Consider the following 11,127-nt stretch of genomic DNA (forward strand, 5'->3'; position numbering starts at 1 on the left):
ATTTAAGTATCCTTATGCTGCTTGTTCGTTTGCGGCTTCGTCATCGGCAAACCAATGCGCGCGCGCTGCCAAAATCACTTCTTGCGCTTTTTCCTTGCTCACGCCTGTGATTTCAATCAATTCATCAACCGACAATTCCGCCAAATCATCACGCGCCAAAATATTGGCTTCCGCCAAATCGCGCAACATATCATCGTCCAAGCCGTCCAAGTTTTTCAAATCATCAGCGATATGGCTCAATTTTTCTTCCGCTTCCAAAGCCGCTTTCAACACTGCATCACGCGCTTTGGCACGAATATCGTTCACCTGTTCATCAGAAAAGTCTTCAATTTCCTGCAATTCGTCCAACGCCACATACGCCACTTCTTCCACGCTGGTAAAGCCTTCCGCCACCAAAATATTGGCGATGTCTTCGTCCACGCCCATTTGCGACACGAATAATTCACGAAGTGCCGCTTCTTCCGCCGCATCACGCGCTTCCGCTTCTTGCGACGTCATGATGTTCAACTGCCAGCCCGTCAATTCCGCCGCCAAACGCACATTTTGCCCACCGCGACCAATCGCCAAAGCCAATTGCTCTTCGGTAACAATCACATCAACCGCATGTTTTTCTTCATCAATCACAATGCGGCTCACTTGCGCGGGCGACAGCGCATTAATAATAAATTGCGCCGTGTCATCAGACCACAGCACCACGTCAATGCGCTCGCCGCCAATCTCATTAGACACCGCATTCACACGCGAACCGCGTACACCAATACAAGTACCTTGCGGGTCAATGCGTTGGTCATTGGTCAAAACCGCGATTTTGGCGCGTTGTCCCGCATCGCGTGCTACTTCACGAATTTCCAATAAACCATCTTTGATTTCAGGCACTTCCTGTTCAAATAATTTACGCAAAAATTCAGGCGAAGAACGGCTCAACAAAACCTGTTTGCGCCCACCATTAAATTCTTCCACTTGCAAAAATAAAGCACGGATTTTGTCGCCACCACGATAATTTTCACGTGGCAAACAATCTTCACGTTTAATCAACGCGTCCAATTTCGGCGCGATTTCCACGATAATCCCATGACGTTCCACACGTTTGACCGTACCCACCACAATTTCTTCACGCGTTGCCAAGAAGTCATTTAAAATTTGCTCACGTTCCGCATCACGGATTTTTTGCAAAATAATTTGTTTAGCCGTTTGTGCCGCTTGGCGACCAAAGGCTTCGTTGGGGATTTCTTCTTCGTAATAATCGCCCACTTGAATATCAATTCCAGGGATTTCTTCCTGAATTTGCTCAATCGTTTTTTCCAATTCAGGGTAAGTGTAATCCAAATCTTCTACAATCAACCACTTACGCACAGTATGGTATTCGCCCGTTTCACGATGAATGCGGACTTCCAAATCCATGTGTTCGCGGTCGGCTTTTTTCTTGGCGGCAATGCCCAAAGCCACTTCAAGGGCTTCAAACACCACATCGGGTTCTACATTTTTCTCGCTGGCAAGGGCTGCTGCCAAATCCAAAATTTCGCGGCTCATTTCGCTTTCCTAATGATTAATAATCTATTTTTTGTAAACATTCAGGCAGCCTGAAAAACAAATTATCATAATATAAATAATATTGTTTCAGGCAGCCTGAACCATTAAAACTTAAATTCAGGGCGAATACGCGCCTTATCCACATTAGGCAATTCAATCGCCACCGTTTTGCCATCAAACGACATTGTGATGATTTGCGTGGTTTCGTCAAAACCGTCTAATTTACCGATGAAATTTTTTTGTCCCTCAACAGGCAAACGCGTTTTCAATTTAATTTGGCTGCCTGCAAAACGGACAAAGTCCGCCGCTTTTTTCAATGGACGGTCAAGACCAGGGCTGGAGATTTCCAAGTTTTTATAATCCACGTCTTCCACCATAAACAGGCGGCTTAAATGGTTGCTCACGGTGGCACAATCTTCCACTGTAATGCCGTTTTCATTATCAATAAACACGCGCAAAGTGCCTTGCGCCGTCAATTCAAAGTCCACCAATTCATAGCCCAAACCAGGTAGTGTGGTTTCTAAAATTTGCTGTAAATCCATGTTTTAATTTAATTTCCATACAGTATAAAAACAAAAAAATGACCGCGCGGGTCATTTTTCGTTTGAGGATTGAAAAATTTGGGCGCAATTATAACGCTTTTGGTTTGAAAGGAAAAGAAATTTTTTGCGAAATATCTGTTCAGGCTGCCTAACAATAATTCGGAGATTTACGCCATGAGCAAATACACTTGGTTACACATTGGTTTTGGTTCTTTCCACCGCGCCCACCAAGCGTGGTATTTGAATGAATTGCTGAAACAAGGCGATGACACTTGGTCTATCGCGGCTGGCAACATTCGCAACGACAGCGAACACACCATTCAAGGTTTGTTGGCGCAAAACAATGAATACGTTTTGGAAACGGTTAGCCCCAAAGATGAACGCGCTTACGAAGTCATCAAATCGGTAAAACGTCCGATTGCGTGGGAAGAAGGTTTGCAACCCCTGATTGCGGTGGGCGCGGAAGAAAATACCAAAGTCATCGCGTTTACCGTTACCGAAGCGGGCTATTATTTGGACAGTCAATTCAAATTGGTGCAATCTGACCCTGCGTTGAAAGCGGATTTGGAAGGTGGTTTGAACACGATTTATGGCGTGATGGCGAAAATTTTGCGCGAACGCATGAAATTGGCAAACGGCAACGTAACTTTATTGAATTGCGACAATGTGCGCCACAATGGCGAGCGTTTCCATGACGGCTTGGTGGAATTTTTAACGCTGACGAATCAACAAGATATTGTGGATTGGCTCAAAGACCATGCCACCACGCCCAACACAATGGTGGACAGAATCGTGCCACGTCCAGCCGAAGATTTGCCCGCACGCATTAAAGAAAAAACAGGCATTGACGACAAAGCCCCAGTGATGGGCGAAACCTTTATTCAATGGGTGATTGAAGACAATTTCAAAGACAATATCCGTCCCGCTTTGGAAAAAGTGGGCGTGGAATTGGTGGAAAGCGTGATTCCTTACGAAGAAGCCAAAATCCGCGTGTTGAACGTGCCACATGCGGCGATTGCGTGGTTGGGGACTTTGTTGGGCGAATTGTACATTCACGACAGCACCAATTTGGAAAAAGCTTACAAATTAGCGCACGATTATGTTACCGAAGACGTGATTGCCAGCTTGGGTAACGATTTGATTGATTTGGGTAAATACCGCGATGTGGTGTTGGAACGCTTTACCAATCCGCACATTAAAGACACCAATCAGCGTGTTGCCGCAGACGGTTTCTCCAAAATTCCCGCGCAAATGCAGCCGACTTTGATTGAGCGTTACAAACAAGGTGCAACACCCACCAAAACTGCGCGTTTGCCAGCGACATTCTTTGTGTTTATGGAACGCTGGAACGAAGGCAAATTGCCATTCACTTACCAAGACGGTATTTTGGACGAAGCAGCAGTTCGCGCGATGTATGCGTCCGAAGACCCTGTGGCGGTGTTTGCCAGCGACAAGGCTTTGTTTGGCGAATTGGCGGGCAAACCTGAATTTGTGGAATTGATGCGCGAGCAAGTGGCTTATATTCGTGAATTGATTGCGTAATCGTTTGTTTTTATTAAGATAAAAATATCTAAAAGGCTGTCTGAAAAGGTTGAACAGCTTTTCAGGTAGCCTTTTTGTTACCCATAAAATGCGTAGGGTGCAATCCATGATTCACCCACGTTATTTAAATTATTATGGAAAATCAAATATGTATCTCGGATTAGACTACGGCACTTCGGAAATCAAAGCCCTGTTAATGGGCGATAATGGCGACATCATCGCCACGCACGGTTTGCCTTTGAGTATTCAACGCCCACAACCGCAATGGTCGGAACAATCGGCTGACGAATGGTGGCGCGTTACCAATGATTTGGTGTTGCAGTTGCGCGATAAAGTCGGCAATTTCAAATGGGCGCAAATTCGTGGCATTGGCTTGTCGGGTCAAATGCACGGCGCAGTTTTGTTAAATGAAAACAATGATGTATTGCGCCCCGTGATTTTATGGAACGACACGCGTTCATCAGCCGAATGCGCGGAATTGGAACAAGCCGTTCCCGATTTGCACGCGATTACGGGTAATTTGGCAATGGCAGGTTTTACCGCGCCTAAATTATTGTGGGTACGCAAACACGAACCCGATATTTTCGCGCAAACCAAAACCGTTTTGTTGCCCAAAGATTACATTCGCTTTTTGCTGACAGGCAAAAAAGTATCGGAAATGTCGGACGCGGCAGGCATGTTGTGGCTGGACGTGGCAAAACGCGATTGGTCGGACGAAGTATTAGCCGCGTGTGGCATGGACAGAAGTTTTATGGCGGATTTGGTGGAAGGTTCGCACGTTTCAGGCAGCCTGAAAGCGGATTTGGCGGAAAAATGGGGTTTGTCGCCTGACGTGATTGTGGCGGGCGGTGGTGGCGACAACGCTGCCAGCGCGGTGGGCGTGGGCGCGGTTAATCCAAATGACGCATTTATTTCGTTGGGCACTTCGGGCGTGGTGTTTGTGGTAAACGAAAATTATCGTCCTGCGCCACAATCTGCGGTGCATTGTTTCTGTCATGCTTTGCCAAACCGTTGGCACCAGATGAGCGTGATGTTGTCGGCAGCCGCGTGTTTGAGCTGGTATTGCAAACTGGTGGGCGTGAAAGAAGTGGAATTGCTTGCCGAAATTGAGCGTTTGAGCGATGAACAACGCGCCCAAGCCCCGATTTTCCTGCCCTATTTGTCGGGCGAGCGCACGCCACACAATGACGCTTTTGCCACAGGCAGCCTGCACGGTTTGACGCACGCACACGGTCGCGCAGAAATCGGTTACGCGGTGTTGGAAGGCGTGAGTTTTGGTTTGGCGGACGGTGTGCGTGTTTTGCAAGAAAGTGGCACGCAAATCAGCGAATGTTCGCTGTTGGGCGGTGGCGCGAGAAGTCCTTATTGGGCGCAATTATTGGCAGATATTTTGCAAATTCAAATTGTTACCCACAAAGGTGGCGAAACGGGTGGCGCATTGGGCGCGGCGCGTTTGGCGGCATTGGCTTGCGGTGGCGATGAAACGCAAATTTGCACCAAACCTGAAATCAACCAAATCTTTAATCCAAATAAAAAAGATTTTTTGCCAACACGTTACGCGCAATTCCGCAAATTGTATTCCGTAGAAAAATCAAACCGATAATTGATTTTCTGCATACAGTTTTTGGTGTGAAAAGTCGCATTTTTGCACCAAAAAAGGTTTTCAGGCAGCCTGAAAACCCATTTTTATCACGATAACAATCATAACCAAACGGAGATTTTCATCATGAACAATCCAACAGCACACGATACCCGCGAATGGTTGGGTATGCCACTTAAATTGATTTGGGGCTACATCGCCATTGCCTTGTTTATGACGGGCGATGGTTTTGAGTTAGCCTTTTTATCCAAATACATTGTGGATTTGGGCTTTACCGAAGCGCAATCGTCTAACGCTTTTGCGGTGTACGGCTTTGCGGCGGCGATTGCGGCGTGGGTGTCAGGCGTGGTGGCGGAAATCATCACGCCACGCAAAGCGATGATTATTGGCTTTGTGATGTGGGCGGTGTTGCACGTTCTGTTACTGATTTTGGGCTTGGGACAATCCAATTATGCGATGATTTTACTGTTTTACGGTTTGCGCGGTTTGGCTTACCCCTTGTTTTTGTACTCATTTATTGTGATGATTGTGCAAAACGTGGAAGCGCGACAAATTGGTCCATCTATGGGGTGGTTCTGGACGGTGTATTCGTTTGGTATTGGCGTGTTTGGTAGCTTTATTCCGAGCTTCACGATTCCGATGATGGGCGAAATGGGTACGCTGTGGTTTGCGTTGGTGTTTGTGGTGTTGGGTGGTTTGGTTGCCGTGTTCAAATTGGGTCATTTGACGGGCAAAGCCAAAGGCGATGGTTTGTCCACACAAGAAAAATTGAGCGAATTGAGCCGCGCGATTACCTTGTTGAAAAACCCACAAATCGCGTACGCGAGCTTTATCCGCATTGTGAACACCTTGTCCTTGTTTGGTTACGCGGTCATTGGTCCAATGTATTTCACGAAAAACTTTGAATTTACCACATCGCAATGGTTGCAAATTTGGACGGTGTTTTTCGCCACGACTTTGGTTTCCAACGTGTTTTGGGGTATTGTGGGCGAGAAAATCGGTTGGGTGCGCACGATTCGTTGGTTTGGTTGTATTGGTATGGCGTTGTCCACATTGGTGTTTTACTATTTGCCCGAGTGGTACAACACGGTTGCACCCACAGGCACGGCTGGCACAGGCGAATTCATGATGGCGTGGATTCCAGCGATTTTGTTGGGTTGGTTTGTGGCAGCGTTTGTGCCAATGACCCCGATTTTCACCACATTGGAACCGACACACAAAGGCGCAGCGATTTCGGTTTACACTTTGTCGGCTGGTTTGTCTAACTTTGCTGCGCCTGCGATTGCGGGTGCATTGTTGGCAATGTTCCCACAAAATTATGAGATTGTAGTATTGACCTTTACGGCTTGTTATATTGCAGCGTTTGGCGTGTCGTTCTTGCTGAAAGTGCAACAGCCTAAACATTGATTTATTTGATTAAAATATTAAACAGGCAGCCTGAAGATGGTTTCAGGCTGCCTGTTTTATTGTTGGGGAGTAGGGGTAGCAAGCATAGGGTGGGTAACTCGTTGCCCATGCAGTTCAATCGCATACATATAAAATGATGTTTTAATGTGAAATATTTGATTTCGGGCTACCTGAAAAAATAATGTGGGGTGTATCAAACCGCATGGGCAGCGAGTTGCCCACCCTACTCTTGCTATAGTCGCAGAACTGAAAAAGAAAAACACCCATTTGGCACAAAACCAAATGGGCGTTTTCCATTTCTAATGACGGGAATGACTGCTCAATAAAATTCATTGAACGTCTCTATTATACAAAAATAAGAGTATTTCTCAACAATTTAATTAACGCAAATGAAATTATTTAGACTAACCATTTGATTATTTAAATAAATAATATTACACCATGATACGTTTTTACAACAAAAAGGCAGCCTGAAAACCCATTTTAAGATTTTCAGGCTGCCTTTTATTCAAAAAAACCAATTAATTAGTCTTTTTTATCTTTTACTTCTTGAAACTCTGCGTCCACGACATCATCGTCTTTTTTCGCAGATTGGTTGCCAGCACCTGCACCGTTTTGCGCTGCTTCCGCTTCGGCTTGCGCCTGTGCGTACACGATTTCGCCCAATTTTTGGCTGGCTGTGCCAAGTGCTTCTGCTTTTGCGTCAATCGCGTCTTTATCGTCTTCTTTCACCGCGTCTTCTGCTTCTTTCAAAGCCACTTCAATATTGGCTTTTTCATCGGCAGACAATTTGTCGCCATGTTCTTCCAAAGATTTTTTCACAGAGTGAATCAAGGCTTCTGCTTGGTTGCGGCTTTGTACCAATTCCACCAATTTTTTGTCTTCGGCAGCGTTGGCTTCTGCGTCTTTAACCATGCGTTCAATTTCTTCCTCGCTCAAACCAGAAGAGCCTTGAATCGTGATGTTGGCTGCTTTGCCTGTGCCTTTGTCTTTGGCGGAAACGTGCAAAATGCCGTTCGCGTCAATGTCAAAGGTAACTTCAATTTGTGGCACGCCGCGTGGTGCTGGCGGAATGTCGCCCAAATTGAATTGACCCAAAGATTTGTTGCCCGAGGCGCGTTCGCGTTCGCCTTGCAACACATGAATGGTTACGGCAGCCTGATTGTTTTCGGCAGTGGAGAACACTTGCGATGCTTTGGTGGGAATGGTGGTGTTTTTGTTGATGAGTTTGGTCATCACACCGCCCATGGTTTCAATGCCCAAAGACAATGGGGTAACGTCCAACAACAACACGTCATTGCGACCACCACCCAACACTTCGCCCTGAATCGCTGCACCAACGGCAACGGCTTCGTCTGGGTTCACGTCTTTGCGTGGTTCTTTGCCGAAAAATTCTTTTACGGCTTCTTGCACTTTGGGCATGCGGGTTTGACCGCCCACCAAAATCACATCGTCAATTTCGCTGGCAGACAAACCTGCGTCTTTCAACGCAATGCGGCAAGGCTCAATGGAACGTGCCACCAAATCTTCTACCAAAGCCTCAAACTTGGCGCGGGTGATTTTCATTGCCAAGTGTTTGGGACCTGTTGCGTCCATTGTGATGTAAGGCAAATTGATTTCGGTTTGCTGACCGCTAGACAATTCAATTTTGGCTTTTTCTGCGGCTTCTTTCAGGCGTTGCAAAGCCATTACATCGTTTTTCAAATCAATGCCTTGTTCTTTTTTGAACTCGGCAATGATGTGGTCAATAATGCGTTGGTCAAAGTCTTCGCCACCCAAGAAGGTGTCGCCATTGGTTGCCAAAACTTCAAATTGTTTGTCGCCATCAATATCGGCAATTTCAATGATGGAAATGTCAAACGTGCCACCGCCCAAGTCGTAAACCGCGATTTTGCGGTCGCCACCTGATACTTTGTCCATACCGAATGCGAGTGCGGCTGCGGTTGGCTCGTTGATGATGCGTTTCACGTCCAAGCCTGCAATGCGACCTGCGTCTTTGGTGGCTTGGCGTTGGCTGTCGTTGAAGTAGGCGGGTACGGTTACCACGGCTTCGGTTACTTTTTCGCCCAAATAGGCTTCTGCCGCTTCTTTCATTTTGCGCAACACTTCGGCGGAAATTTGTGGGGGCGACAATTCTTTGCCTTGTGCTTTAACCCACGCATCGCCATTTGCCGATTTGATGATTTCAAAGGGCATGGTTTCAATGTCGCGTTGTACTTCTTTGTCTTCAAATTTATGACCAATCAAGCGTTTGGCGGCATAAATGGTGTTTTTTGCGTTGGTAACGGCTTGGCGTTTGGCGGGCGCACCCACCAAAATTTCGCCACCGTCTAAATACGCGATAATGGAAGGGGTGGTGCGTGCGCCTTCTGCGTTTTCAATTACTTTGGTTTGTCCGTTTTCGGAAATTGCCACGCATGAGTTGGTGGTACCCAAGTCAATACCGATTACTTTTGCCATATTGTGTTAGCTCCTAAAAAATTTTAAAAATTTGATAATGCAAATGTGGGGCGAGTAAAGGATTTTTTCAAGTGAACTGATTTTCAGGATGCCTGAAAAATACTCATCCCTTGATGGGCGTTAGATAGGGGTGGGGCGATTTTTTTCAAGGGGACGGGAGAAATTTTTGTGTGAGTAGGCGTTTCAGGCTGCCTTTTATATTTTATTGATGTGAATTTGGGGTGCTTGCAATTACCAATTACATTGTTAAGCGACCTATGCGGTCGAGAACGGAATTTTTCGCACAATTTCAATAGGTAAAAGCTTTCTAAGCGACCTATGCGGTCGGGAACGGCGTTGCTGAACTGTACTACGACCCTGACATTTTCTAAGCGACCTATGCGGTCGAGAACGCTCGTTGGTTCAGATTCAGCGCGGTTTGCATTTTCTAAGCGACCTATGCGGTCGAGAACGAAATTGAACGTGCTGGGGGTGGGGATTTTACTTTCTAAGCGACCTATGCGGTCGAGAACCCGCCGCGTGGTGAATTTTGGCTGTATGAGTGTTTCTAAGCGACCTATGCGGTCGAGAACTCCGCCACGTTTTGTGGGTAAAATTTCGGCATTTTCTAAGCGACCTATGCGGTCGAGAACCGGCGAAAAACGATATGCGCTATTACTTAAACTTTCTAAGCGACCTATGCGGTCGAGAACTAAATGGTGGGTGTGGTACGCTGCTGTACATCTTTCTAAGCGACCTATGCGGTCGAGAACTAGGCAATTATAATGGCTCAATACAGCCATATCAAGTGTTTCACGGCATTTTGGTGTTGTGAACCCATGTTTTTCCGCCTATTTTCAACTAATTGATTTTAAATAAATTTAATTTTATCTCAAAATAAAGGGTTCAACATCACTCATTTTTCCATTTACTGCCTTGACAGCCATCATTACCCATGATTAAATTTAACAATCTTTAACATTTTTTGGTTTTTCACGATGAATACCCTCAAACCCACCGAACTCAAAGCTATTTTGCATTCCAAACGAGCCAATCTGTTTTATTTGGAGCATTGCCGAGTGATGCAAAAAGACGGTCGGGTTTTGTATTTAACCGAAGGCAAAAACGAAAATCTTTATTACAATATTCCCATTGCCAATACCACTTGTATTTTGCTTGGTACAGGCACTTCCATTACCCAAGCGGCAATGCGACTTCTGGCAAGTGCAGGTCAAGTGCAGGTGTGATGGTGGGATTTTGTGGGGGCGGTGGCACGCCCCTTTTTAGTGCCTGTGAAATTGAATGGCTGTCGCCCCAATCTGAATATCGCCCAACCGAATATGTGCAGGGCTGGTTATCTTGGTGGTTTGATGATGAAAAACGCTTTATTCAAGCCAAAACATTGCAATTTAAACGCATAGAATTTATCCATAAAATTTGGCATAAAGACAAAGAATTTAAATCTTATGAATTTCATCAACAGATTGATGAATTATTATCCCATTATCAAAAAGCAATTCTCAAACAAAATAACAATACTCAATTATTAACCTTAGAGGGGCGAATGACCAAAGAGTTTTATAAAATCGCCGCTAAAAATACCAATAATGCTGGATTTCATCGTGATTTTGACAGCAGTGATAAAGCCAATGCCTTTTTAAATCACGGCAATTATTTAGCCTATGGGCTTGGGGCAACAACCGCTTGGGTGCTTGGTATTCCACACGGCTTTGCCCTAATGCACGGTAAAACACGGCGTGGGGCTTTGGTGTTTGATATTGCCGATTTGGTCAAAGATGCGATTGTCCTGCCACTTGCCTTTATTTGTGCTAAAGACAATGCGACAGAACAAGAATTTCGTCAGGAAGTGTTAAATTATTTTACCGATTATCAGGTGCTTGATTTTATGTTTGAGGTGGTTAAGGAACTGGCTTTGAAAAAAGATTTTTCAGGCAGCCTTTCAGTACACGACAAAAAAAGTACAATAAAAAAAGAAGTCCGCATCAATTCAGTGGTATCGTATTAATTTTCTCACGACTAATCCAATATGACTGAATTGAGCGAACT

The 11,127-nt window shown here is 45.5% G+C and carries 9 protein-coding genes and 1 CRISPR repeat array; of the genes, 5 read left to right on the plus strand and 4 right to left on the minus strand.

The window, feature by feature from the left end:
* Positions 1–12: 12 nt before the first annotated feature.
* Both nusA and rimP read right to left on the minus strand, forming a co-directional pair.
* Complete coding sequence (gene nusA, locus Q338_RS04160; protein WP_034292284.1) at positions 13–1,530, minus strand: transcription termination factor NusA; 1,518 nt, start codon at positions 1,528–1,530, stop codon at positions 13–15.
* 104 nt (positions 1,531–1,634) lie between these two features.
* On the minus strand, positions 1,635–2,072 hold the full coding sequence (gene rimP, locus Q338_RS04165; RefSeq protein WP_034292286.1) for a ribosome maturation factor RimP: 438 nt from the start codon (positions 2,070–2,072) through the stop codon (positions 1,635–1,637).
* 174 nt (positions 2,073–2,246) lie between these two features.
* Between rimP and dalD the strand changes: the two genes are divergently transcribed.
* From dalD to Q338_RS04180, 3 genes are all read left to right on the plus strand, one after another.
* The gene (dalD, locus tag Q338_RS04170; protein WP_034292292.1) at positions 2,247–3,614 is read left to right on the plus strand and encodes a D-arabinitol 4-dehydrogenase; all 1,368 of its coding nucleotides are present in this window, start codon (positions 2,247–2,249) and stop codon (positions 3,612–3,614) included.
* Positions 3,615–3,762: 148 nt separating this feature from the next.
* Positions 3,763–5,217: a xylulokinase gene (gene xylB / locus Q338_RS04175; RefSeq protein WP_034292311.1), complete on the plus strand. Its 1,455-nt coding sequence runs from the start codon at positions 3,763–3,765 to the stop codon at positions 5,215–5,217.
* 123 nt (positions 5,218–5,340) lie between these two features.
* Positions 5,341–6,621 (plus strand): MFS transporter, encoded by a 1,281-nt coding sequence (locus Q338_RS04180; protein WP_051968482.1) that lies wholly within the window; start codon positions 5,341–5,343, stop codon positions 6,619–6,621.
* Between the two features lies 1 nt (position 6,622).
* Here Q338_RS04180 and Q338_RS15310 read toward each other — a convergent pair whose 3' ends face one another.
* Together Q338_RS15310 and dnaK are read right to left on the minus strand one after the other, a co-directional pair.
* Positions 6,623–6,745, minus strand: coding sequence for a hypothetical protein (locus Q338_RS15310; RefSeq protein ID WP_280517518.1), 123 nt, complete (start codon positions 6,743–6,745; stop codon positions 6,623–6,625).
* A gap of 401 nt (positions 6,746–7,146) precedes the next feature.
* On the minus strand, positions 7,147–9,081 hold the full coding sequence (gene dnaK, locus Q338_RS04185; protein ID WP_034292294.1) for a molecular chaperone DnaK: 1,935 nt from the start codon (positions 9,079–9,081) through the stop codon (positions 7,147–7,149).
* 243 nt (positions 9,082–9,324) lie between these two features.
* Positions 9,325–9,833: a CRISPR direct-repeat array (repeat unit 28 nt; unit sequence TTTCTAAGCGACCTATGCGGTCGAGAAC).
* Positions 9,834–10,058: 225 nt separating this feature from the next.
* Between dnaK and Q338_RS15120 the strand changes: the two genes are divergently transcribed.
* Together Q338_RS15120 and cas1f are read left to right on the plus strand one after the other, a co-directional pair.
* Positions 10,059–10,307, plus strand: coding sequence for a CRISPR-associated endonuclease Cas1 (locus Q338_RS15120; protein ID WP_244773217.1), 249 nt, complete (start codon positions 10,059–10,061; stop codon positions 10,305–10,307).
* A complete protein-coding gene (gene cas1f / locus Q338_RS04190) occupies positions 10,307–11,086 on the plus strand; it encodes a type I-F CRISPR-associated endonuclease Cas1f (RefSeq protein WP_244773688.1) in 780 nt (259 codons plus the stop codon). The genes Q338_RS15120 and cas1f overlap by 1 nt, the downstream gene beginning before the upstream one ends.
* Positions 11,087–11,127 lie beyond the last annotated feature (41 nt).

The organism is Alysiella crassa DSM 2578, from assembly GCF_000745955.1.
GTDB classification, from domain to species: Bacteria; Pseudomonadota; Gammaproteobacteria; order Burkholderiales; family Neisseriaceae; genus Simonsiella; species Simonsiella crassa.

Bases quoted from the DNA above. Each gene is read 5' to 3' on its own strand.
- nusA (WP_034292284.1), bottom strand. From the start codon at position 1,530: ATGAGCCGCGAAATTTTGGATTTGGCAGCAGCCCTTGCCAGCGAGAAA.
- rimP (WP_034292286.1), bottom strand. From the start codon at position 2,072: ATGGATTTACAGCAAATTTTAGAAACCACACTACCTGGTTTGGGCTAT.
- dalD (WP_034292292.1), top strand. From the start codon at position 2,247: ATGAGCAAATACACTTGGTTACACATTGGTTTTGGTTCTTTCCACCGC.
- xylB (WP_034292311.1), top strand. From the start codon at position 3,763: ATGTATCTCGGATTAGACTACGGCACTTCGGAAATCAAAGCCCTGTTA.
- Q338_RS04180 (WP_051968482.1), top strand. From the start codon at position 5,341: ATGAACAATCCAACAGCACACGATACCCGCGAATGGTTGGGTATGCCA.
- Q338_RS15310 (WP_280517518.1), bottom strand. From the start codon at position 6,745: ATGCGATTGAACTGCATGGGCAACGAGTTACCCACCCTATGCTTGCTA.
- dnaK (WP_034292294.1), bottom strand. From the start codon at position 9,081: ATGGCAAAAGTAATCGGTATTGACTTGGGTACCACCAACTCATGCGTG.
- Q338_RS15120 (WP_244773217.1), top strand. From the start codon at position 10,059: ATGAATACCCTCAAACCCACCGAACTCAAAGCTATTTTGCATTCCAAA.
- cas1f (WP_244773688.1), top strand. From the start codon at position 10,307: ATGGTGGGATTTTGTGGGGGCGGTGGCACGCCCCTTTTTAGTGCCTGT.